The following is a 22,161-nucleotide window of genomic DNA, read 5'->3' on the forward strand; positions in this document are numbered from 1 at the left end:
AAAACGTGTTGCAACGCAGCATCGCGCCGTCGCGTCGCACCGGCATCCTGCGGGAACGGTGACATCGGGGCCGTATAATGCCGGCTCGTTACGCAAATCCACATGGGTGCGCGACGCCAGGAAGCCATTCGCATCCTGCCGCACGTGCCGTCACGCAGCCCTCCCAGCCTTCTCGGTCCGCCCATGAGCAGCCATTACAAGCACCACGTTTTCTTCTGCCTGAACGAACGCGAGGACGGCTCGCGCTGCTGTGCAGATTTCGGCGCGAAAGCCATGCAGGAATACGCCAAGAAGCGCTGCAAGGAACTCGGCATCAACGGCGAAGGCCGCGTGCGCATCAACAAGGCCGGCTGCCTGGACCGCTGCGAACTCGGTCCGGTCATGGTGGTCTACCCCGAGGCCGTCTGGTACACCTTTGTCGACAAGGAAGACATCGACGAGATCATCCAGAGCCATCTGGTTGAAGGCAAACCGGTCGAACGGCTGATGGTCGACCGCCCTGCCAACGCATGAGCCTAGCTTTACTGCATCTGCTTTCCCCTTTTCCATGAACGTTCATACCGAAGAACGCCTGATTCCCGGCCCGGTCGGGCAGATCGACCTGTCGATCGACCAGCCGGACACCGCGCCGCGCGGCTTGGCGCTGATCGGCCATCCACATCCGCTGTTCGGCGGCACCAAGGACAACAAGGTCGCGCAGACGCTGGCACGCACCTTCGTTGGCCTGGGCTATGTGACGGTGCGCCTGAATTTTCGCGGTGTGGGCAAGACCGAAGGCACGCACGACAACGGCATCGGCGAGCAGGACGACATGCTGGCCGTGCTCGACTGGATGCGTACGCAGACCGAATGGTCCGCCGACGTGGCCACGCTGCCGCTGGCGCTGGGCGGTTTCTCGTTTGGCAGCTTTGTCGTGTCGCAAGTGGCTCGCCGTCTGGCCGAAGCGGGCACGCCCGCCGAGCGTCTGGCGCTGGTCGGCACCGCCACCTCCCGCTGGGATGTCGCGCCAGTGCCGGCCGACACCGTCATCATTCACGGCGAACAGGATGACACCGTGCCGCTGATCGACGTGCTCAACTGGGCGCGACCTCAGGAGCTGCCCGTGATCGTCATCCCGGGCGCCGATCACTTCTTCCACCGCAAGCTGCATCTGATCCGGCAGCTCATTACCGGCGCCTGGGCGCCGCAGCCGTAACACCAAACCCGTTGATTTTCCGGACGCCGCGCCTCCCCCCTTTTTTCTGGCAGGCGGCGCCATTGAACTCCAAGCAGACCGCAGGACCCGACATGCAGACCCGCTTCGCCCATTTCACGCCCCTCGCCTTCCATTCCGCCGCCGCAACCGCTGTAGCAGCCGCCGTGCTGGTCACCGCGTTGCCCGCCATGGCGCAACCGGTACCTGCCCCGCAGGTCGCGGCCCGCTCGTGGATGCTGACCGACGTGACCAGCGGCCAGGTACTCGGCGGCGCGAACATGGACGAACGCATCGAGCCCGCCTCGCTCACCAAGCTGATGACGGCCTATCTGGTCTTCGAAGCCGTGCGCGACGGCAAGCTCAAGTACGACCAGATGATCACGCCCACCGAGACCGTGCGCTCGGTCAAGACCGACGAATCGCGCATGTTCCTGCAAGCCGGCAAGCCGGCATCGGTGCGCGAGATGACGCAAGGCTTAATCATCCAGTCGGGCAACGATGCAGCCCTCGTGCTAGCCGAGGCGGTAGGTGGCACCGAGAGCAACTTCGTGATGCTGATGAACCGCGAAGCCGAGCGTCTGGGCATGAAGAGCACACATTTCGCGAACGCCGCGGGCCTGCCCGATCCGAATCACTACTCGACTGCACGTGATCTTTCGATCCTGACCGCGGCGCTGATCAAGGATTTCCCGCAGGACTACAAGTTCTACTCGCAGAAGGATTTCACCTATAACAACATCAAGCAGTCCAACCGGAACCGCCTGCTGTGGCTCGACCCGACCGTCGACGGCGGCAAGACCGGCCACACCAAGTCGGCTGGCTACTGCCTCGTCACCTCGGCCAACCGTCCGCTGCCGGATGTGCCGGGCGCCAACCGTCGCCTGCTGTCGGTCATCATCGGCACCAAGAGCGACGCTATCCGCACACAGGAGAGCCTGAAAGTCCTGAACTACGGCTACCAGTTCTTCGATACGGTGCGCCTGTACAAGGCCAAGGAAGCGCTGCAGACGCCCGACGTGTACAAGGGCCAGGCCAAAAACGTGAAACTGGGCGTGTCGGAAGACAAGTGGATCACGGTGCCCAAGGGCGCAGGTGCGCGCCTGAAGCCTGTGCTGGAGCGCAAGGACCCGCTGATCGCCCCGATCGCGCAAGGCCAGCAACTGGGCATGGTCAAGGTGATGGACGGCTCGACCGTGGTATCGGAGTTCCCGGTGGTGGCGCTCGAAGCCGTGCCGGAAGCCGGCTTCGTCGGCCGCACGATTGACGCGGTCAAGCTGTGGTTTAAAAAGAAGTAATCACCCCCATTCACTTCGACATGACCTCCTCTCACACCACCCCGCCGGGCCACATTCCGCCCGAACAGTCGCTGATCCAGTACCCGAGCGATTTCCCCATCAAGGTGATGGGGCCGATGCATGACGATTTTGCCGCGACCATTGTCGAGGTGGTCCGCCTGCACGATCCGGAGTTCCACGAAGGGCGCCTGGAAACACGCCCGTCTTCGAGCGGCAACTACCTGGGCCTGACGGTGATCGTGCGTGCGACGAGCCGCGAACAGCTCGACGCGCTGTACCAGGCGCTGACAAGCCACCCGATGGTGAAGATCGTGCTGTAACGCACCTCTGCGCCACCAGGCAGAAAGCAAAACGCCCCGGTCATGCCGGGGCGTTTGCTTTGTCAGCGAGTTTTTTTCGATGGCCGGTCTCAGCCCTTCGAGACGTGCCCCAGGCACACCGCGTTGTCGTTCATCAGCCCCGCCAGCTTGAGCTTGAACGCCGCAATCTCCGGCAGCAGCCACGTGCGGAACGCCTGCATCTTGGGCGTCTGCAGCGCGCTGTGCGGACACACGAAGTAGTAGTTCCACGGGCACGGGATCGTCGTCTCGAACAGGCGCACCACGCGACCGGTCAGCAGGTCATTGAAGGCCAACGTCGGGCGGATCAGCGCAATACCCTGCCCCGCTGCTGCTGCCTGCAACAGCAACGACGAATCCTGGAACATCAGCCCGCCGCGCGGCTCCACAAACCCCTCCACGCCGGCCGCATCGAACCACGGTTTCCATGCCTCGCCCTCGCTGCGCAGCAGGGTCATGCTCGCCATCTCGGCCAGCGTGCGCGGCAGACGTCCGCCGTTGAACGCGGGGCTGCAGATCGGGAAGAACACATCGTCGAGCAGCTTTTCCACGTACAGGCCCGGATAGTTGCCCGAACCCATGCGCAATGCCACGTCCACCTCTTCGCGCGCGAAGTCGACCAGTGCGGGGCTGGAGAATAGCTCCACCTCCAACTCGGGATGGCGCTCGATGAAGGTGCCGATGTGCGGCGTCAACCAGCGCGCGGCAAACGACGGCATCGTGCTGATGGCCAGGCGGTTATCGCGGTTGCCGGCGCGCAGTTGGTGCGTGGCCTGGGCGATCTGGTCGAGCGCCTCGCGCACGCGATCGGCATAGGCGCGGCCCGCGTGGGTGAGCATGACGCGCTTGCCGCGCCGTTCGAACAGCGGCACGCCCAGCTCGTCTTCCAGCGTGCGCATCTGATGGCTGACGGCACCGTGCGTAACGAACAGCTCCGTCGCCGCACGCGAAAAACTCTCATAGCGTGCCGCCGCCTCGAACACCCGCAGCGCGCCAAGTGACGGCAAGCGCATCGGCTCGCGGATTTCAGTCATCTTTCCCTCCGGATTTTCGTAGCGCGGCGTGGTTTTTATGTGAGCTGCACTATCAAGAAACGCAATATATATCGTTTGGTACAAGGCAACCAAGCGCCTAGAATTCCTTCAACGGCAAGGCCCCATCCCACTGCCGTGAAGGAGCCGATCATGAAAGCTGTACTAACAAAAATTGTATTCACTCTGCAGCCCGGCGAAGTGGTGGCATTGCGCATGCCGGCCAACCAGAATCTGCGCGTCGAAGAAGCCTACGGGCACGACGTATGGATCACACACGAGAACAAAGCCGGCGACGAATGGCTGCACGCGGGCGGCAGCGTTGCCGTAAAACGCGGTGAAGAAATCGTCGTCTCGGTAGACCCGAAAGCCCTCGGCCCAGTCGCATTGGCCGTGGAAGCCACCGACGGTCACATGCCGCGCCAGCCGTGGCACGTCACGAACGGATGGCGCCACACACTCGCCGCACTCGGCTGGAACGAGCACGCCGACACACCGGTCGTGGCCGCCTGAGCCCGAAACCTGTTCTTAGCCTCCTTTGCGGCATCTGCTGCAAAAGCCGACGCCGGCGCCGATGCCTCCCATCGCGCCGGCTTTTTTTGCCCGACCCTGCGACCGAAGCGGGCAAAGGCACAGGGCGCCGTTAGCGGCCCTGCGCTACACTCGCGGGCATGATTCCGATTGACATCGTCGAGCGCGGCCTGCAGGACTACGCCGCCTGCTTCGACGAAATGCAGACATTCACCGCGCAGCGGGGCCCCGATACGCCCGACACGATCTGGCTGGTCGAACACCCGCCGGTGTTCACGCTCGGCCTGGCCGGCGATCCGGCGCATCTGTTGGCTCCCGGCAACATCCCGCTGGTGAAAGTTGATCGTGGCGGCCAGATCACCTACCACGGCCCCGGCCAAGTCGTCGCTTACCTTTTGCTGGATTTGCGCCGACGTGGACTGTTCGTGAAGGCGCTGGTCGACGCCATCGAGGCGGCCGTCATCGAGACGCTCGCCACGTATAATGTCGCCTCCGAACGCAAGGCTGGCGCCCCCGGCATCTACCTGTCGAGCGGGCCGCACCAAGGCGCCAAGATCGCTGCGCTGGGGCTCAAGATCCGTAACGGTTGCAGCTATCACGGCGTGAGCCTGAATCTGGCGATGGACCTGTCGCCCTTCACGCAGATCAACCCGTGTGGCTATGCCGGCCTGGAAACCGTCGATATGGTGACCGCCGGCGCCCGTGATGCGTCCGGACGCGCCGTCGATGCGAACGACTGGCAACCCGTTTCCCGCGGCCTGGCCAATGCGCTGGTCGCCCAATTGCAGCAACGCGCGCAAGCGCACCCCGCCGAGGCCGCTACCGCATAGCGCCCTGAAATGCACGAGCCGCAAGCCCGTGCGGAGAACACGATGACCGATTCCGCCGCCGGCGCCACTGAAGTCGCCACCCCTGCCACCCCGTCGAACAAGCCGTACGACGCGACGGCCAAGCAGAAGTCGCTCGACAAGACCGCACGCATTCCCATCAAGATCGTGCCGGCCGAGAAGCTCAAGAAGCCGGATTGGATTCGCGTGCGCGCCGCCACCGGCAACTCGCGCTTCTACGAAATCAAGGACATCCTGCGCGCCAACAACCTCGTGACGGTGTGCGAAGAGGCAAGCTGCCCGAACATTGGCGAGTGCTTCGGCAAGGGCACGGCTACGTTCATGATCATGGGCGACAAGTGCACGCGCCGCTGCCCGTTCTGCGACGTCGGGCACGGCCGCCCAGACCCGCTCGACGTGAACGAGCCGGAAAACCTGGCCAAGACGATCGCTCAACTCAAGCTCAACTACGTCGTCATCACCAGCGTCGACCGCGACGACCTGCGTGACGGCGGCGCCCAGCATTACGTCGATTGCATCTCGCGTACGCGCGCCCTGTCGCCGGCCACGCGCATCGAAGTGCTGGTGCCGGACTTCCGCGGCCGCCTGGAGAAGGCGCTGGACATTCTGCAGGAATGCCCGCCCGACGTGATGAATCACAACCTCGAAACGGTGCCCCGCCTGTACAAGCAGGCCCGCCCCGGTGCGGACTACGCGCACTCGCTCAAGTTGCTGAAGGACTTCAAGGCCCGCAACCCGAACGTGCCGACCAAGTCCGGCCTGATGGTGGGCCTGGGCGAGACGGATGAGGAAATCCTCGAAGTCATGCGCGACATGCGCGAGCACGACATCGACATGCTCACGATCGGCCAGTATCTGGCGCCGTCGGGCCACCATCTGCCGGTGCTGCGCTACGTGCACCCGGACACCTTCAAGATGTTCGAAGAGAAGGCGTACGAGATGGGTTTCACGCACGCGGCCGTGGGCGCCATGGTGCGCAGCTCGTACCACGCGGATCAGCAGGCACACGAAGCCGGCGTGGTCTGATCACGAAGCAGAAACGCAGCACAAACAAAAAGGGCCTTGGGTTGTACCCCAAGGCCCTTTTGCTTTGATGCGGCTCGATCAGGCTTGCGAAGCGGCGTCCTTCGGATACGAGGCATCGCCGTTCCACGACAGATAGCCGTAGGTATCAGCTTGGCGATCAGCGCCCTGTGTGTAGACGTCGTACTTGGCGGCAGCGCCGTCAGTGTACGGATCGGCCTTGGCGATTGCGCCATCGGTGTACGGGTCAGCCCTGCCGACAGCACCTTGGGTGTACGGATCGAAGCGGTCGTTCTTCCACGACAGGTAGCCGTAGGTATCGGCTTGGCGATCGGCGCCTTGGGTATAGACGTCGTACTTGGCGGCAGCGCCCTGGGTGTACGGATCAGCCTTGGCGACAGCGCCTTGCGTGTACGGATCAGCACTGCTTTGGACGGCAGCGGCGGCCGGTTGGGCCGACAGCAGCGCTGCGGAAGCCGAAACCGTGGCCACCAGGGCCAGCAGAGCGTTACCGGAGAAAGCGGTTGCGAGACGGGTGTTCATGATGGGCTCCTGATCTGTCTGGATATTCGGTTGCGCTCAGTTCGTTGCGCTTGTGATCAGAATAGATCGTTGCCCATGATGAATAAATACTCAATTGAAGAAAATACTGTTCTTCATACATCAACAATTTTTCAGCACCCGCGCCGGGAAAAGAGACTCTTGAGCCATATATCTAGCGGCAATCCCAAATCGGTCCCGCAAAAAAAACCGCGTACGTAGACGCGGTTTTAACCGTGAGGGGCGAACCTACTGCTGCGCGGGATGCCCCGGGCGCGGCGCGCCAGCGGGTTCCGCTACCGGCCGCCCCGCTTGCTTATTCCGCCACCAGCCCATCAGCGTCAGCGCCAGCCAGAAGAACTGGGTGAGAAACGACGCGAGATTGAACGCGCCCATCAGCGAAATCAGGATGCAAATCGGTCCAAGCAAATTGAGGCGAACGGCAAATGCGCCGGTCGGCGGCTTATGCAGGACCTGCACGCCAAAGTGCGCAGAAACATAAGCGGCGACGCCGACCAGACCGACAACGTCGGTAAAACCCAGGGAGGCCATGGTGTGTGCTTTGAAAGCAGAGGTTGTGGAGAAAGGGTTGCAGGTAGCGCGCCGTCGCCTGCCGCTCAGTACGTGGCCGTCAGCTTGAGGGCGACCGTGCGTCGGCCGAGCGTCATGCGATCAGTGCCGTTGCGCACGGAGAACTGACGGGCGTAGGCAGATGCGTCCGCACCGGTCAACGCAGCGGACAGCGTCAAGAACTTGTTGATGGGGCGCGAGAGTTCAATGCGGTAGTCAGTGAAACTGAACGCGCTGTGGTTGCGCACGTGCTCGTGGCCAATATGCAGGCCGAGTGTGAAGTCGTTGGGCAAGGGCACGGCCCAGTTGGCTTCGGCGTAGGTGGAACCGCGGCTGCCGCGATCGATGCCGTCGGCCAGCGAATTGCCATCGAAGCCGAAGTAGTTCGACAGGGATGTCCACACCTTGACCGACACGCCGCGCCAGCCGGCGCCGACCATCCATTCCGTGTAGTCGTAGCCCGTGCCGGGGCCGCCGCCGACCGCCTTGTCGTAGCGGGCACCGGGGTACCAGTAGCGGTAGAGCCCGGTGGTCAACTCGACGCCATGCGCAACGGTGGTGGCATAGCCGAGGTAGGTATCGATCTCGGCATGTGCCCCTGCAATGACGTGATCGCTGACCTGGGAACCCCATGCACCGGCATAGAAACCGCTCGGTGCGGTGTAATCGACGCCGGCCTGCAGGGCAGGTTTTCCCCAGGTCTGGCGCAGGCCGCGCGAGACGTATTGCGAGACAACCGATGCATTGGCCGACCAGCGCTTGTCCTCGCCGGCCGGCACGTCATCCGCCAGTGCGGGCAGGGCAGCAGCGCACGCCGCCGCCCCACCCAGCATTGTCGCGACCTTGCGCCAGCGCATCACGCCACCACCAGTTCACTAGCGACCAGCGGTTTGGCCGGCGCCTGCAGCGGCGATTTGCCATGCACATAGAACGCCGCATCGGAGCGAGCGAGCGGCGCCACACCGCGAATGCGGTCGGCAATCTTCTCGGCCATCATGATCGTCGGCGCATTCAGGTTGCCGGTGACGATGCGCGGCATGATCGACGCATCGACCACGCGAAGTCCGTCGAGTCCATGCACGCGGCCCTCGTTGTCGACCACGGCCATCGGGTCGTCTGCGGGCCCCATCTTGCAGGTGCAGGACGGATGGAGTGCGGTCTCGGCGTGATGGCGTACGAAGGCATCGATCTCGGCATCGGTCTGCACGCTCGGACCGGGGCTGATTTCGCGACCGCGGTATTGATCGAAGGCACGCTGCGCGATGATGTCGCGCGTGATGCGCACACCGGCACGGAACTCGCGCCAATCCACATCGTGCGCCATGTAATTGAAGAGGATGCGCGGCTTGTCACGCGGATCGCGCGAGGCGAGCTTCACGTAGCCCCTGGATGGCGAACGCATCGAACCCACGTGGCACTGGAACCCATGCATCTTCACGGGGTTGCTGCCGTCGTAGTTCACGGCCAGCGGCAGGAAGTGGTACTGAATGTTCGGCCATTCGAAGCTGTCATCGCTGCGGATGAAGCCGCCCGCCTCGAAGTGGTTGCTGGCGCCGGGGCCAGTGCCGTGCATGTACCACTCCAGGCCGACCTTCGGCTTGTTGTACCAGAGCGTGTTTTCGTAGATCGACACCGGGCGCAGGCACTCATACTGGATATACATCTCCAGGTGGTCCTGCAGGTTCTCGCCCACACCGGGCAGATGCGCAATGGAGTGAATGCCCAGCGCGCGCAGTTCATCGGCATTGCCCACGCCCGAGCGCTGCAGCAACTGGGGCGAAGCGATAGCGCCACTGGTGACGATCACCTCGCGGCGCGCACGCCATGTTTCGCGCTTGCCATCCATCAGCGCTTCGACGCCCACGGCACGCGTGCCATCGAAGATCACGCGATCGGCCAGCACGCGTGGCAGCACGGTCAGCGTGGACCGTTTGCGCGCATTGTCGAGGTAGCACAGCGATGTGCTGGCACGTCGGCCCTTGGCGGTCACGGTGCGATCCATCGGGCCCAGACCTTCCTGGCGGTAGCCGTTCAGATCGTCCGTAGCCGGGATGCCGGCCTGCTCACCGGCTTCGATAAAGGCGTGGAACAGCAGGCTGTTGTCGTGCTTGGGCGTGGTGACCTGCAGCGGGCCAGCGTCGCCGTGCCAGTCGTTGGCGCCCTTGTCGTACGTCTCCGATTTGCGGAAGTACGGCAGGCAGTCGGCATAGGTCCAGTCGTCCAACTGAAAATCGCTCGCCCAGCGCTCGTAGTCCATCGCGTTGCCGCGAATGAAACACATGCCGTTGATGAGCGACGAGCCGCCCAGCCCCTTGCCGCGGCCTTGCGACATGCGGCGGTTATTCATGTGCGGCTCGGGCTCGGTTTCGTAGGCCCAGTTGTACGCGGTGCCCTGCAGCGGATACGCCAGTGCCGCCGGCATCTGCGTGCGGAAATCCCAGCGATGGTCAGGGCCGCCCGCTTCGAGCAGCAGCACGGTCACGTCCGGGTCTTCAGTGAGGCGCGCAGCCAGCACGCAGCCGGCAGAGCCCGCGCCCACGATGATGTAGTCGTATTCCTGTACGGTGTTTGTGGTCAAAAGATGCCCTCCCGTTCTTACGCAGCGTCCGCGCCGAACCAGCCCATCGGCTGCGGAGCGAGGTTGATGTAGCTGTGCTTGAGTTCGGTGTACTCGTCCAGGCCGCCGCAGCCCAGTTCGCGGCCGATGCCGCTGGCCTTGTAGCCGCCCCACGGTGCCTCTGGAAAGTACGGGTGATAGTCGTTGGCCCACACGGTGCCGAAGCGCAGTGCGCGGGTCACACGGTTGGCGCGGTTCAGGTCGGCCGTCCACACGGCGCCGGCTAAACCGAACGGCGTGGCGTTGGCGCGGCGCACGGCTTCTTCTTCGGTGGAAAAGCGCTCAACGGTCAGCGCCGGGCCGAAGATTTCTTCGGTGGCGATCTTCATGTCGTCGCGCACGTTGGTCAGCACCGTCGGCTCGAGCCAGAAGCCTCGTTGGAACGCCTCGCCTTCCGGTGCCTTACCGCCACAGCGCAGCACCGCGCCCTCCTGCACGCCCGCCTGGATCATGTTGATGATCTTCTGGCGCTGGAAGGCGGATTGCACCGGGCCCATCTCCGTGCCTTCAGCGAAGCCATTGCCCACGCGGATGCGTTTGACGCGCTCGACCAGCGCATCGACAAAGCGGTCGTGGATACCGTCTTGCAGCATCAGGCGCGATCCGGCCGAGCACACTTGGCCCGCGTGGAAGAACGCCGCGTTGACCGCGTAATCGACGGCGGTATCGAAGTCCGCATCGTCGAAGATGATGTTCGGGTTCTTGCCGCCCAACTCCAGGCCGATCTTCTTGAAGTTGCCGATGGCCGCGCTCATGACCGCCGCGCCGGCAACCGCGCCGCCCGTGAACGACACGAGATCCACGTCCAGGTTGCGCGACAGCTCGGCACCGGCTTCACCCGCGCCCGTGACGAGGTTGAACACGCCCGCCGGCACGCCGACCTCAACCAGCAGCTCGGTAAAGCGGTGCGTGGTCAGCGGCGTCAGGTTGCTCGGCTTGACGATGACGGTGTTGCCCGCGCCCAGCGCCGGCGCGATCTTCCAGGCGGCTTGCAGCAGCGGGTAGTTCCATGGCGTGATGAGGCCGCACACGCCCACCGGCTCGCGCAGCGTACGGCTGATGACGGTGTCCGGTGCCTCGTTGATGAGGCCGGATTCCGTGGCGACCAGGCCCGCGAAGTAGCGGAACGTCGCGGCAATGCCGTCCATGTCCCAGCGGCTTTCGATGATGGTTTTGCCGGTGTTGAGCGATTCGAGCGTCGCCAGGTTCTCGGCGTCGGCGTCGATGGCGTCGGCAATCCGGTTGAGCAGACGTGCACGCTCGCGCGGGCCGGTCTGGCGCCACGGGCCTTCGTCGAATGCGCGACGGGCGGCGGCGATGGCGCGCTGCGCATCGGCCACGGAGGCGTCGGCCGCCTGCGTCAGGACGTTTTCGGTGGCGGGATCGACGATGTCGCGGTACACGCCGCCTTCGGGCTGCACCCACTGGCCGTCGATATAGAGATCAAGACGGGGAGCCAGTGCGGCGGAACGGAAATCGGTGGAAAGGGAAGCTTGCGTCATATCCAGTACCCCTGTGGATGATGGGCGCGCAAAGAAGTCGGCGCCCGAAATGCCGGCACCGAGGCGTCTTGTCAGACACCCATCCGATGCGGCGACCCTGAAATTCACTGATGGTGTTTTTATTTACCTTTGGAGAATTTTCGACTAGTCTAGAAAAAATTAGTTGCACCAGGCCAATCGTTATGACCTAACGCTGCAATTTATCGATAAATTCTCGCTATTTTTGTCACGCTATACTGTCGCGAATCACTTCCAGTCAATCCGCCCCCATGACCGCCGCAGCACTTCCGCCGTCCGACGGCCCACTTGATGACGACAGCTTTGCTGGCCGCCTTAAAGGCGTGCTGACGCGCGGTCGCATCCAGCTCAAGCAAGTGGCGGCGGCGCTGGGCGTGTCACCATCTGCCGTCCATAAATGGACGCGCGGCGGCGAGATCGAATACGCCAACCTGCTCGCGCTGGCGCGCTTCCTGAACGTGAACTGGCTCTGGCTGCGCTACGGCGACCGGGCTCTGGCCGACCTGGAAGCCAGCCTGGCCACCGACGCCCGCGCCCGCGAAGGCCGCCAGAAGCACATCGCCGCGATCATGGAAAGTGAGGCGCGCATGACCTTCGCGCAGGAGATTTCCGGCGTGGTTACGTGGGAGTGGAACCTGCTGACGGATGCGGTGGCGTATTCGCCGAATGTCGCGCGCCTGTTTGGACGGCCGATCCGCACGCTGGAGGATTTCTGGCAATGCGTCGTTGCCGAAGACGTGCCGGGTGTGCAGGCGGCAATCGCTCAGAACCTGACCGCGGGCGGCGTCTACGCCCATGAATTCCGCATCGCACCGGCACCCGACGTGGTGCGCTGGATCGTCTCACGCGCCACGCTCGTGCGCGACGCACAGGACCGGCCGGTCAAAATGATCGGCCTGAGCCTCGATACCACCGAGCGCCACACGGCCGAAGCCGCGTTGCGTGATTCAGAGGCGCTGCTGGCCAAGGCGCAGCAGATCGCCCACCTCGGCAGTTGGATCTGGGAACCCGGCAGCGACGCCTGCCGCTGGACGGATGAGGCTTACCGCCTCTTCGGCTGGGCGCCGCAAGTCACGCCGGTGACGATGGCACGTTATCTGGACGCCATCGTTCCCGCAGACCGCGCCCGTGTGCAGGCCGTGTTGGATCGGGCCGTCGCCTCACGGCAGCCGTATCGCGTCGAATACGCCATCACCCTGCCCGATGGCACGCGCCGCCATCTTCGTGAGGAAGGCGAGGTGCAGGACCCTTCCGCGGCCACGCCCACGATGATCGGCGCGGCGCAGGACATTACCGCGCAAGTGCAAGCGCAGGCCGCGTTCCGTGACAGTGAGTCCAAACTGCGCACGCTGTTCGAGCAAGCACCGATCGGTATCGCGCAGGTGAGCCTGGAAGGCCGATGCCTGAGCGCCAACCCGTGGTTGTGCAAGCTGCTGGGCCAGTCCGAAGCGGCGCTGCAGCAACGCACGCTGCTGGACCTCACGCACCGCAGTGACCTCGCGCGCCATCTGCGCCAATACGGCGAGTTGCTCGCTGGGACGGTGCCCACGTATGCGCTCACGCTGCAGTTGGTACGCGGCGATGGCTCGGCAGTGCCGGTGCGCATGACCACGTCCTTGGCGCGTGACCCGGCCACAGATGCCCCGCTGCACATGATCACCGTGGTCAATACGGTGCCCGAGGCGGGCGCGTCCTAGCCTACGGCGTCAACTGACGTCGCGAACGTCAACGCCTGACATTTCCAATCCATCATGATTTTTCCGGCACGCCTGGAGGGCCGGCATAGACTCCAAAGAACTATTAGTTAATTTCTTAACCTCCAGTAACTAGGGCGTCACACGCGTTTTCCCTGCACCTGGCGCCTACAGAACAAGGAGATCGGTTTTGGCTTCTTCCTCTGCCGCCCGCGCGGCACATCATCAACGCACCCTGCAATGGGGCTATCGCTGGGCACTATGGGCGGCCATCCTGTGGGGCGCCTGGTATGTGCCGGGCACGGCCGTCTGGCATGAATCTCCGTTTGCCACGATGGACCTGTCCGATCCGCGCGCATTCCTGGTCTGCGCGGCCGTCATCACGGCGTTCCATAGCGTCATGGTGACGGTCTTCCAGTGGGTGTGGCTCGGCTCTCTCGGCAAGCTGGGCGATTACTTCCGCACCATCGGCCAGTTTCGCAAGATCTCGCGCTGGTACTTCATTGCGGCTGTCGTCGGCGGGCTGATGGCCAACTTCGGCTCGTATCTGGCGATGGGCTATGTCGGCGCCGTGTTCGCGGCAGTGGCCGGGCTGCTGTATCCGGTGGTGGGCGCGACGGTCGCCAAGCTTTGGTACAACGAGCGCATCAGCGCGCGGGCGGCGGTGGGCATCGCCATCATCATCCTGGGCGGCGTGGCGATCTACGCGCCGGCATTGATGGCCGAATCACACAGCGGCGGCAATCAGTGGATCGGCTACCTGGGCGGCGCCATGGCGGCGATCGGCTGGGGCCTGGAAGGTGCGATCGTGGGCCGTGCCATGGACGTGACCGACCCTGACTGCGGGGTCTCCATCCGCTACACCGCCGAGGCCATCTATTGGGTCGTCCTCATCCTGCCGGCCATCGCCCTGTTTGCGCATGTGCCCGTGCCGGTAACGGAGATTGCCTCAGGCATTGTCCACAGCAAGGCGCTGCTGTGGCTGGTCGTGGGCGGCGTCACCTTCTCGTTCTGCGCGGTGGCCTGGTACAAGTCGTTCCCGCTGATCGGCGTGGGGCGCGGGCAAGCGCTGGGCGCGTTCTACGCGATGTTCGCCACCCTCTTCACCGCCATCTTCACGCTGCAGTTTCCGGAGTGGTACTTCCTGATCGGCCTGGCGCTGGTGATCTTCGGCGGGTTCGTGATGGTGTCGGAACGCTCGGAAAACCTGGAAGTGATCCGCGGCGGTGCCACCCCTGCATCCACGGAGACGCACGCATGAAACTGCACACGAAGGGCTACATCCTGCAACTGCTCGCGGGCAACGACACGCTGTGGGACAGCGACATCGCCCATCGCACCTGCATCGAATACGGCAAACCCGAAGACGAATACTGGACGGGCAGCATCCGTGCCATCCTCGCGGATCTCTACTCCGGCGGGCTGGTGCAAACGGCTGAAGACACGCTGGACGAAGCCACGGGCAAGGTGCACTTCCGCTACGCCATCACCGATTTTGGCCGTCAACGCATGGCCGACACCGGCCTGCTCGACCTCGAACCGAAGGAGACCACGCAATGACCGATTACTGGGGCTATCCGTTTGCCGATGTGTTGGCGATCGTGGTGATCGTCGGGCTGAGCGCACTAGCGCTGTATCAGGCACGCACGTACACGAAGCAGCTCTGACACTGGAGCATCAAAAAAGAAAAACGGCCCGCCGGCAGACCACGCCGGCGGGCCGCTTTTGCTTGAGTACCGCTTATGCGCTCAGCGCCGGATCGGACACACTGACGCGGCCGGTCTCAACGTGACCGGCGAGGCGGCGCTCGAAGCCGGCATCGGTGCTGGCCGTGACGGTCAAGTCGTACCAGGCGTACTGGCTGCGCAGGTCGAGGTACACCGACGCATCGTCACCGCCGCGCACTTCGCGCTGCACGCTCTCGCCCGTGTACGCGCTCTTGATCGTGAAGACGGTGGGCGTGCGGCCGTGGTTGATGAGACGCAGTTGCAGGTTGCCGTTGGCCACGTCGTAGCCCTCCTTCACTTCCAACGCATGGCCATGCGGACGCAGCAGGCCCGAAAGGGTGAGCTTGCCGACAAAGCGGCGCAGGAAGCCATTTGGGCCATGCACCGTGAAGTCGTACGCGCCACCGGCGTTCACGGCCAGCTTGTCCGACAGGCGCTTGCCCGCTTCCACCGTGTAGGTACGCGGCGCGTCGGTGCTGCCGGCGGTGTAGACGAGGAAGGCAGCGCCCACGTCGCCGGTGTTCACGAATTCCAGTTGGAACTTGCCGGCCGCCTCATCCTGGCGGCCGCGCACGAACAGTTCGTACGGCAGGGCGCGCGACGGGCGCACACCGGTTTCCTGCTTCGGCACGGCCTGCACCAGCGGCGGCAGCGGCACGTAGCTGGCGTGGCGCAGCTTGTCCTTCGGCACGTAGGCGGCGGTGCTCGGCAATGCAGGCACCACCTCGTTGGGCGTAGCAAAGTTGAACGCAGACGTCAGATCACCGCACACGGCGCGACGCCACTTCGAGATGTTCGGCGACTTCGCGCCGTGCGTGCGCTTGAAGCGTTGCTCGATGAAACGGATGATCGATGTGTGGTCGAACGTTTCCGAGCACACGTAGCCCCCCTTGGACCACGGCGATACCACCAGCATCGGCACGCGCTGGCCCAGGCCGTAGCTGCCGGCACCGTACGTGCTGTTGCCCGGAAAGTATTCGCCCGTGGTGTCGACCGTCGACAGCCCATTGCTGCCCGACGAGGCAAACGGCGGCACGAGGTGGTCGAAGAAGCCGTCGTTCTCGTCGTAGGTGATGAACACCGCGGTCTTGCTCCACACCTCGGGGTTGGAGGTCAGGACCTGCAAGACCTGATCGATGTACCAGGCGCCGTAGTTGGCCGGCCAGTTCGGGTGCTCGGAGAAAGCCTCGGGCGCGGCAATCCACGACACCTGCGGCAGCGTGCCGTTCTGCACGTCGCGCTTAAGGATGTCGAAGTAGCCGTCGCCGGCCGACGCGTTGGTGCCGGTGCGCGCCTTATCGTACAGCGGGTTGCCGGGCTGCGCGTTCTGATACTGCTTGAAGTAGAGCAGCGAGTTGTCGCCGTAGTTGCCGATGTAGGCGTCGCTCGTCCAGCCCCAGGAGCCGGCCGCATCGAGGCCCGTGCCGATGTCCTGATAGATCTTCCACGAGATGCCGGCGGCTTCCAGCACTTCCGGATACGTCGACCAGCCGTAGCCGGCTTCTGCGTTGTCGATCACGGGGCCGCCGCCGACGTTGTCGTTGCCGACATAGCCCGTCCACATGTAATAGCGGTTCGGGTCGGTCGACGTGGGCGTGGCGCAGTGATAGGCGTCGCAGATGGTGAAGGCGTCAGCCAGTGCGTAGTGGAACGGAATGTCCTGGCGGGTGAGATACGCCATCGTCGTGGTGCCCTTGTGCGGGACCCAGCCGTCGTAACGCCCGCCATTGACGGCGAGGTGGGTGTCGTTCCAGCCGTGCGGCAGGTCTTGCAGGAACTGCAGGCCCAGATCCGGCGCGCTCGGGCGGAACGGCAGGACTTCGCCCACGCCGCCGGCCATCGGCTGGTGCCACACGCTCTTGCCCGTCGGCAGCGTGACGGTGCGCGTATCGCCGTACCCGCGCACGCCCTTGAGCGTGCCGAAGTAATGATCGAACGAGCGGTTCTCCTGCATGAGGATCACGATGTGCTGTACGTCTTCGATATTGCGGTGCGCGTTATGGGCGGGAATCGCCAGCGCCTGACGAATGCCTTCGGGCACCGCGCCCATGGCTGCGGATGCAGCAGCCAACTGGGCGGCGGAGCGGAGAAAACCACGGCGACTGTTGGAGGTCATGTTCTCGTCCTGATGTCTGTGTATTGGGGGGGTGGTGGGGGGGGAACAACACGGGGCAGCGACTGACTGAACGCAACGCGCAAAGTCAGTCGACGGTATGAATCACAGGCGGTGCCAAGACGTTTTGCGAGGCAACGGCGGGCGGCGGCGAGGCGGGCGGCACGGAAGCCGTGCGCGCACCACGGCAGGCACATGTGGGTCAGAAGCATCGCAACCGCTCAACACGAGCGCGAACAGCACAGCCGCACCCGCCACAAACGCAGGCACGCGGCGTGAAGCGCTGGCATTTCGGTTGGCAGACACAGATGACCTCCAGATGACATCGGCGAGCCCGACTGTGCTGCGCGCGCTGTCTACTCACCACGCGCTAAGGTAGAAAGGATTCATGTCGGTTACGTGACGACGGCACGCGCCGGCTCCGTCACCCGAGCTCGCAGATTGATGGAATAGTGTTGCAAGTGCGAATCATTCTCATCTACACTGCAGCGCACCAAATGGCGCCACCGTGCAGCCGATCAGGCTGCTTGCATTGCGCACATACCTAGAAGAACGAGCCTCCCTTGCAGCTTCCCCATGGGAGCGCTGCATTCCCGCCTGTCTCTGAAGCGGCCCCTACATCAGGACCCCCTGTGCTGCAGGGTCGAGCCCCCGCTCGCCTGCACACGCTCATGTCCCGTAGGAGCCCTCATGCAACGTCGATCCGATACCGCCGCCAAGACCCAAACCGCACCCGCAGCTGCGGCCGGCAACTTCCGTCTTGAATCCATTCCCGCGCTGCTCGAAGTTGGCGTGCACGCCGAGCATTGGTCAGCGGCACAACAACTGGCACGGCGGCGCGTGCTGTCGCGCCTGCTGCAGGCGCTGTTTCGTGAAGCGCTGCTCAATGCCGACCAGCTCATCGCCGATACACGCGCCGATGTGACGTTGCTGCCGATCTGGCAGCAGCGCGTGCTGTTGCGTTTCACTGGTTTGCGTCCGGGCGCGCTCGGCAGCTGGACATTGACCGGTGATATCGCCGTGCTGGCGCACGAGCGCCCGCCGGCACCCATTGAACGTCCGTCCGCCCTGCTCAACTGGCTCGCGCCCATGCTGGACATTGGCGATGCCACCGACGCCCACCGCCTGGCCGCCATTGCCCGCCTCGCGACGGAACTGGACAACAGCCAGGACAACGACACGCTGTGTCAGGCCTATCGGCTGGCCTGGGGCGAACGTCTCGCCGCCGAACATCGCACCGCAGCGTCGCAAGACGCGCTGGCCCTGCTCTGCGGGGATGGCACGCCGCACACCCTGGCGCGCACCGAGCAGTGGGGCACTGGCGGCCACCCATGGCATCCGGCCTACAAGACGCGACTGGGGCTCGCGCCTGAACAGGTCATCGCGCTCTCACCGGAGTTCGAAGCGCAGGTGCCCATCGGCGTGGTGGCCGTCGCGGCGCATCGCCTGCAGGTCACCACGATGGAGGGAGTGCAGCCGTACGCCGACTGGTTCGCGGCAACCTTCCCCGACGCGATGGCGGCGTTTCGCAAAGCCTTGCTGGCACGCCAGCTCGCGCCCGAAGCGTGGCTGCCGCTGCCCGTTCACCCATGGCAGCGCGACACGACGCTCGGCGAGACCTTCGCAGCTGAATTCGCCGCCGGCGAATTGATCAACCTGCCGGATATCAGCATTGCCGCCCGACCGACGATGTCATTCCGCACTGTGGCCGCGACCGACGCGCCGGGCGGCCCGATGCTCAAGCTGCCGGTCAGCATGCGGCTGACCAGCGTTGAGCGCACCGTATCGCCCAAATCGGCCGTGATGGGGCCGCGCGTGAGCGCCCTGCTGGAACGCATCCTCGCGACCGACGCAGGACTGGCGAACGTTCTGTCGATCGTGCCTGAACGCCACGGCATTCACGTGGCCGGCACGGAGGACGATCGCGCCCGGCATCTGTCGATGATCGTGCGCGACAACCCCACCACACGCATTGCCGGAACCGCGCGGTTGCTGCCGGTCGGTGCCCTCTTCACGCCGGACTTCACCGCGGACATGACGCACGCAGCGGCGCCCCTGCTGCTTGACACAGTGCTGGCGCGCCAAGCCGATGGCACGCGCGCCGAGCGGGCCGCGCGTTTCTTCAACGCGTACCTGCGCGTCGCCATTCCGGCCATCGTCGGCCTCTATCTGCGTTACGGCATTGCTCTGGAGGCGCATCAGCAGAACACCTTCGTCGTCATCGACGAGGCCGGCATGCCGGTGCGGCTAGTGGTGCGTGACTTTGGCGACGTGAAGATCGCGTTGCCGACGCTGCAGGCACAGGGCTTTTCGATCGAGCCGTTCCGTGCCGGCCACACCACGTATCCCGATCGGGACATTCCGCGCAAGAAGCTCATCCACGCCTTCCTGCTGTGCCATATCGGTGAACTAGCCCTGGCGCTGTTTCCCGAGCACGGTAGCGCCGTCGGGCTGCACCAATGGCATGACACCATGCAGGCCGTGTTCGAAGCCAACCGCACAGCGCTGGATGCCGACACATGGAAGCATGAGCGCCACGCGCTGCTCGAAGCGCCATGGACGTTCAAGACGTTCGTCCGCATGCGTCTGCGCGACCAGTCCGACGACATGCACGCCGCGCTGCCCAACCCGCTGGCTGCAGCCGCTCGCGCATGAACCCGGCAACGACTGTGGACGCGTGGCGGGGGGCCATCCGGTGGCTCCTCGTCATCCAGGCCCTTTCAATGGGCGCGATGGAAATGACGGGGCCGTTCTGGCCGCTGTTCCTGCGTGAGCTGTCGCCGGTGCCGCACGTGCCGTTCGCGTGGGTGGCGAGCGCAGCGTACTTTGCGCCGATGGCCGCCACGCTCGTCACCGCGCCATGGTGGGGGCGCCTGGCCGACCGTGTCGGGCCCAAGCCGATGATCCTGCGGGCGCTGGTCGCGCTGGCCGCGTCACAACTGTGGTCGGTCTATGCAGACTCAGCAGCAAGCGTGCTGCTGGCGCGCACGGTGCAAGGCGGGCTGGCGGGCTTTCTGGCCGCCGCCCAGATCTACGCCATGCGCGTGGCGCCGGCCGACATGCGCCGGCGAGTCTTCGCCGATCTGCAGACCGTCACGGCGTGCGGCAGCTTCATGGCCCCGCCGGTTGGTGCGTGGCTCGTGGGGTGGATGGGCTTTCGCATGGCCAACACGGCGGGCGCGGTCGTGATCCTGGCGTGCATTCCGCTGGCGATGGTCTGCCTGCCCGCGATCAAGCCCGCCGCGCAGTCCGTAGACGAGCCGGACGCCGATGCTCGCCAGGCACGTCACGCTCCGCTGGGCGCCCTGGTGATCGGCCTGTTGCTCGGCACAGTGGCGGTGCAGGCGGCACGCGTCATGCCGCAAGGCTTCCTCGCGCCGTATATCACCGAGACGCTGCATGGCTCGGTGATGCTGGCCGGTCTGGCGTACAGCGCCACGGCCGCGACACTGGCGCTGTCTGCGCGCTGGTGGGCAAAGCGGTTTGCGGGCCTGCCCGTGCACGTCACGCTAGGGCGCGTCTGCGCATTGACCGCCGTCTGCGGCCTTACTGCGCTCTGGCAAGGCGTTGCTCAGGGGGAAGCCGCGTTCATCGCTGCGCGCCTGGCGTGGGGTCTGTGCCTGGGCGGCCTGCTACCGGTCCTCAACAGCCTGGTGGCAGAAACCAGCCCGGAAGATCGTCAAGGCTTTGCTTTGGGGTTGTGCAGCAGTGCAGCCAAGGGCGGCGCGCTCATCGGCCTGGGCGTGGCGGCGTTGTCGACGGGCCTGTTCGGATGGCGTGCGGGCTTTGTCGCCATGACCGCCATGTACCTGGCGGCACTGCTTGCCCTGCTGGTCATACGCCGCGCAGCCTCACCACACGCAGCATCGGCGGTGGGGCAGACTCAACGCGCCTGACGTCCGGCGCGCCGCTGCAGCTGTGTCTGCTCGGCGCGCCAGGCGAGGTAGCCGAGGCCGAGAAACGGCCACAGCCAGCCGATCCATTGAGAAAGGCTGTTGAAGTGGACGAAGCGCCCCAGCCGCCAGCTTTGCGCCGACACCCACGAATATGGGCTCGGCGGCAGCACGTTGGACAGGATGATCAGCGCGATCAGCAGGGCCATGGCCAGCGCACCGCGCAGCCAGCGCGGCAGGCGCACCAGCAGCACCAGCACCAGCGAGCCGACGACCAGCCCGAAACGCGCGCCAGATGAAAGCCAATCCCACGCGCCGCCCAGCGGAAACTGCAGCACCGTCGCCCCCGCCTTCACCAGCAGCGCGCCGGCCAGCAACGCGGCCAGCAGGCGCAGCATGGGCGCCCCGCGGCGCATGGCCACGCTGGCCAGCAGCCCCGTGCCGATCCAACTGCAAGCGGTGATGAGGGCTTCCAGCAGTTCCTGGCGCTGCAGCGCTTCCGGGTGCGCCGTCAGCTTGTCCTGCCAGTCGAACAGCTCCGGAAACCAGCCGTTGAGGAAATTGACCACAAAGGCATCCGGCGATGGATCGAGCAGGATGCTGCGGATCACCCCGCCCATGCTGAAGAGAAATTCCTGCGGAAAAATCTGCGCAAACGGCCACACCAGCATCAGTAGGATCGCAAAGGTCGCATGCGGCTCGAACCAGCGGCGGCGCAGGCGGCGCAGCCCGCCCCGGTCGATCAGCCGCGCCGCAAACGGCAGCATGACGATGCTGCCCAGCAGCGCGCCCAGCGTATTCGTCGCCAGATCGACGTTGGAGGATACGCGCGTGGGCAGATAGGTCTGGATCGCTTCCATGGCGCCCGAGAGCAGCAACCCCGCCAGCAGGGCCAGCAACACCGCACGCCAGCCCGTGATGCGCGGATGCAGCGCCAGCACCGTCAGCATGCCCAGCGGCATGTAGCCCCACACGTTGGTGAGCAGGTCGAAGCCGGTGTTGTAGCGCGGCAGCGGTGCGCTCAGGAAGGCAAACGGCGACACGCCGGTGTCCGTCCAGCCGGCAAACGGATACAGGCTGGCGTAGACGACCAGCAGCACGAACCACCCCAGCCCGGCGCGTGCAAGCGGCGAGTGGCGATGCGGAGTGGGTGCGGCGGGTTGCGAGTGGAAGTCCGTCACCGGAAGAAGCAGCTATCTATCTAGGAGGAGGAGCGGACATGCCCG

Annotated in this window: 20 protein-coding genes; 12 read left to right on the forward strand and 8 right to left on the reverse strand. The window is 64.8% G+C overall.

Going from position 1 to position 22,161, the window contains the following annotated elements; all coding sequences use genetic code 11:
* Positions 1-183 precede the first annotated feature (183 nt).
* The 4 genes from DOD19_RS13710 (at position 184) to DOD19_RS13725 (ending at position 2,810) form a co-directional block, all read left to right on the forward strand.
* Positions 184-513 (forward strand): NAD(P)H-dependent oxidoreductase subunit E, encoded by a 330-nt coding sequence (locus DOD19_RS13710; RefSeq protein ID WP_045202559.1) that lies wholly within the window; start codon positions 184-186, stop codon positions 511-513.
* Between the two features lie 34 nt (positions 514-547).
* Positions 548-1,195, forward strand: coding sequence for an alpha/beta hydrolase (locus tag DOD19_RS13715; protein ID WP_112186098.1), 648 nt, complete (start codon positions 548-550; stop codon positions 1,193-1,195).
* 92 nt (positions 1,196-1,287) lie between these two features.
* The gene (locus DOD19_RS13720) at positions 1,288-2,490 is read left to right on the forward strand and encodes a D-alanyl-D-alanine carboxypeptidase family protein (protein WP_024976783.1); all 1,203 of its coding nucleotides are present in this window, start codon (positions 1,288-1,290) and stop codon (positions 2,488-2,490) included.
* A gap of 20 nt (positions 2,491-2,510) precedes the next feature.
* The gene (locus tag DOD19_RS13725; RefSeq protein ID WP_112186100.1) at positions 2,511-2,810 is read left to right on the forward strand and encodes a DUF493 family protein; all 300 of its coding nucleotides are present in this window, start codon (positions 2,511-2,513) and stop codon (positions 2,808-2,810) included.
* An 89-nt stretch (positions 2,811-2,899) separates the two neighbouring features.
* On the opposite strand, the gene DOD19_RS13730 is transcribed toward DOD19_RS13725, so the two are convergent.
* Positions 2,900-3,862 (reverse strand): transcriptional regulator GcvA, encoded by a 963-nt coding sequence (locus DOD19_RS13730; RefSeq protein WP_024976785.1) that lies wholly within the window; start codon positions 3,860-3,862, stop codon positions 2,900-2,902.
* A 150-nt stretch (positions 3,863-4,012) separates the two neighbouring features.
* On the opposite strand from DOD19_RS13730, the gene DOD19_RS13735 reads away from it, so the two are divergent.
* From DOD19_RS13735 to lipA, 3 genes are all read left to right on the forward strand, one after another.
* Positions 4,013-4,372, forward strand: a complete 360-nt coding sequence (locus DOD19_RS13735) for a DUF2917 domain-containing protein (protein WP_024976786.1) — start codon at positions 4,013-4,015, stop codon at positions 4,370-4,372.
* A gap of 158 nt (positions 4,373-4,530) precedes the next feature.
* Positions 4,531-5,220, forward strand: a complete 690-nt coding sequence (gene lipB / locus DOD19_RS13740) for a lipoyl(octanoyl) transferase LipB (protein WP_112186102.1) — start codon at positions 4,531-4,533, stop codon at positions 5,218-5,220.
* A 42-nt stretch (positions 5,221-5,262) separates the two neighbouring features.
* Entirely contained in the window at positions 5,263-6,264 is a 1,002-nt protein-coding gene (lipA, locus tag DOD19_RS13745; protein ID WP_012761007.1) for a lipoyl synthase, read from the forward strand.
* A gap of 78 nt (positions 6,265-6,342) precedes the next feature.
* Here the strand turns inward: lipA and DOD19_RS13750 are convergent, their stop codons facing one another.
* From DOD19_RS13750 to DOD19_RS13770, 5 genes are all read right to left on the reverse strand, one after another.
* Entirely contained in the window at positions 6,343-6,804 is a 462-nt protein-coding gene (locus tag DOD19_RS13750) for a hypothetical protein (RefSeq protein ID WP_112186104.1), read from the reverse strand.
* Positions 6,805-7,050: 246 nt separating this feature from the next.
* Entirely contained in the window at positions 7,051-7,353 is a 303-nt protein-coding gene (locus tag DOD19_RS13755; protein ID WP_024976789.1) for a hypothetical protein, read from the reverse strand.
* Positions 7,354-7,418: 65 nt separating this feature from the next.
* On the reverse strand, positions 7,419-8,228 hold the full coding sequence (locus tag DOD19_RS13760; RefSeq protein WP_112186106.1) for a TorF family putative porin: 810 nt from the start codon (positions 8,226-8,228) through the stop codon (positions 7,419-7,421).
* On the reverse strand, positions 8,228-9,949 hold the full coding sequence (gene betA / locus DOD19_RS13765) for a choline dehydrogenase (protein ID WP_112186108.1): 1,722 nt from the start codon (positions 9,947-9,949) through the stop codon (positions 8,228-8,230). The genes DOD19_RS13760 and betA overlap by 1 nt, the downstream gene beginning before the upstream one ends.
* A 17-nt stretch (positions 9,950-9,966) precedes the next feature.
* Positions 9,967-11,490: an aldehyde dehydrogenase family protein gene (locus tag DOD19_RS13770; RefSeq protein WP_112186110.1), complete on the reverse strand. Its 1,524-nt coding sequence runs from the start codon at positions 11,488-11,490 to the stop codon at positions 9,967-9,969.
* 269 nt (positions 11,491-11,759) lie between these two features.
* On the opposite strand from DOD19_RS13770, the gene DOD19_RS13775 reads away from it, so the two are divergent.
* From DOD19_RS13775 to DOD19_RS13785, 3 genes are all read left to right on the forward strand, one after another.
* On the forward strand, positions 11,760-13,205 hold the full coding sequence (locus DOD19_RS13775) for a helix-turn-helix transcriptional regulator (protein ID WP_162634371.1): 1,446 nt from the start codon (positions 11,760-11,762) through the stop codon (positions 13,203-13,205).
* Between the two features lie 187 nt (positions 13,206-13,392).
* On the forward strand, positions 13,393-14,463 hold the full coding sequence (locus DOD19_RS13780; protein WP_112186112.1) for a DMT family transporter: 1,071 nt from the start codon (positions 13,393-13,395) through the stop codon (positions 14,461-14,463).
* Positions 14,460-14,762, forward strand: coding sequence for a hypothetical protein (locus DOD19_RS13785; RefSeq protein ID WP_112186114.1), 303 nt, complete (start codon positions 14,460-14,462; stop codon positions 14,760-14,762). The genes DOD19_RS13780 and DOD19_RS13785 overlap by 4 nt, the downstream gene beginning before the upstream one ends.
* 180 nt (positions 14,763-14,942) lie before the next feature.
* On the opposite strand, the gene DOD19_RS13790 is transcribed toward DOD19_RS13785, so the two are convergent.
* Positions 14,943-17,045, reverse strand: a complete 2,103-nt coding sequence (locus tag DOD19_RS13790) for a phospholipase C, phosphocholine-specific (RefSeq protein ID WP_112186116.1) — start codon at positions 17,043-17,045, stop codon at positions 14,943-14,945.
* Between the two features lie 687 nt (positions 17,046-17,732).
* On the opposite strand from DOD19_RS13790, the gene DOD19_RS13795 reads away from it, so the two are divergent.
* Positions 17,733-19,697, forward strand: a complete 1,965-nt coding sequence (locus DOD19_RS13795) for an NRPS-independent rhizoferrin synthetase (RefSeq protein ID WP_112186118.1) — start codon at positions 17,733-17,735, stop codon at positions 19,695-19,697.
* Positions 19,694-20,938, forward strand: a complete 1,245-nt coding sequence (locus DOD19_RS13800) for a rhizoferrin export MFS transporter (RefSeq protein ID WP_024976799.1) — start codon at positions 19,694-19,696, stop codon at positions 20,936-20,938. The genes DOD19_RS13795 and DOD19_RS13800 overlap by 4 nt, the downstream gene beginning before the upstream one ends.
* Here the strand turns inward: DOD19_RS13800 and DOD19_RS13805 are convergent.
* Positions 20,926-22,116, reverse strand: a complete 1,191-nt coding sequence (locus tag DOD19_RS13805; protein ID WP_024976800.1) for a VanZ family protein — start codon at positions 22,114-22,116, stop codon at positions 20,926-20,928. The genes DOD19_RS13800 and DOD19_RS13805 overlap by 13 nt on opposite strands.
* Positions 22,117-22,161 lie beyond the last annotated feature (45 nt).

The sequence above is a fragment of the Ralstonia sp. GX3-BWBA genome (genome assembly GCF_003290055.1).
GTDB classification, from domain to species: domain Bacteria; phylum Pseudomonadota; class Gammaproteobacteria; order Burkholderiales; family Burkholderiaceae; genus Ralstonia; species Ralstonia holmesii.

Coding starts and splice junctions, on each gene's coding strand:
- DOD19_RS13735 (WP_024976786.1), top strand. CDS start 4,013: ATGAAAGCTGTACTAACAAAAATTGTATTCACTCTGCAGCCCGGCGAA.
- lipA (WP_012761007.1), top strand. CDS start 5,263: ATGACCGATTCCGCCGCCGGCGCCACTGAAGTCGCCACCCCTGCCACC.
- DOD19_RS13725 (WP_112186100.1), top strand. CDS start 2,511: ATGACCTCCTCTCACACCACCCCGCCGGGCCACATTCCGCCCGAACAG.
- lipB (WP_112186102.1), top strand. CDS start 4,531: ATGATTCCGATTGACATCGTCGAGCGCGGCCTGCAGGACTACGCCGCC.
- DOD19_RS13790 (WP_112186116.1), bottom strand. CDS start 17,045: ATGACCTCCAACAGTCGCCGTGGTTTTCTCCGCTCCGCCGCCCAGTTG.
- DOD19_RS13755 (WP_024976789.1), bottom strand. CDS start 7,353: ATGGCCTCCCTGGGTTTTACCGACGTTGTCGGTCTGGTCGGCGTCGCC.
- DOD19_RS13715 (WP_112186098.1), top strand. CDS start 548: ATGAACGTTCATACCGAAGAACGCCTGATTCCCGGCCCGGTCGGGCAG.
- DOD19_RS13750 (WP_112186104.1), bottom strand. CDS start 6,804: ATGAACACCCGTCTCGCAACCGCTTTCTCCGGTAACGCTCTGCTGGCC.
- DOD19_RS13785 (WP_112186114.1), top strand. CDS start 14,460: ATGAAACTGCACACGAAGGGCTACATCCTGCAACTGCTCGCGGGCAAC.
- DOD19_RS13720 (WP_024976783.1), top strand. CDS start 1,288: ATGCAGACCCGCTTCGCCCATTTCACGCCCCTCGCCTTCCATTCCGCC.
- DOD19_RS13710 (WP_045202559.1), top strand. CDS start 184: ATGAGCAGCCATTACAAGCACCACGTTTTCTTCTGCCTGAACGAACGC.
- DOD19_RS13775 (WP_162634371.1), top strand. CDS start 11,760: ATGACCGCCGCAGCACTTCCGCCGTCCGACGGCCCACTTGATGACGAC.
- DOD19_RS13730 (WP_024976785.1), bottom strand. CDS start 3,862: ATGACTGAAATCCGCGAGCCGATGCGCTTGCCGTCACTTGGCGCGCTG.
- DOD19_RS13770 (WP_112186110.1), bottom strand. CDS start 11,490: ATGACGCAAGCTTCCCTTTCCACCGATTTCCGTTCCGCCGCACTGGCT.
- DOD19_RS13795 (WP_112186118.1), top strand. CDS start 17,733: ATGCAACGTCGATCCGATACCGCCGCCAAGACCCAAACCGCACCCGCA.
- DOD19_RS13760 (WP_112186106.1), bottom strand. CDS start 8,228: ATGCGCTGGCGCAAGGTCGCGACAATGCTGGGTGGGGCGGCGGCGTGC.
- DOD19_RS13800 (WP_024976799.1), top strand. CDS start 19,694: ATGAACCCGGCAACGACTGTGGACGCGTGGCGGGGGGCCATCCGGTGG.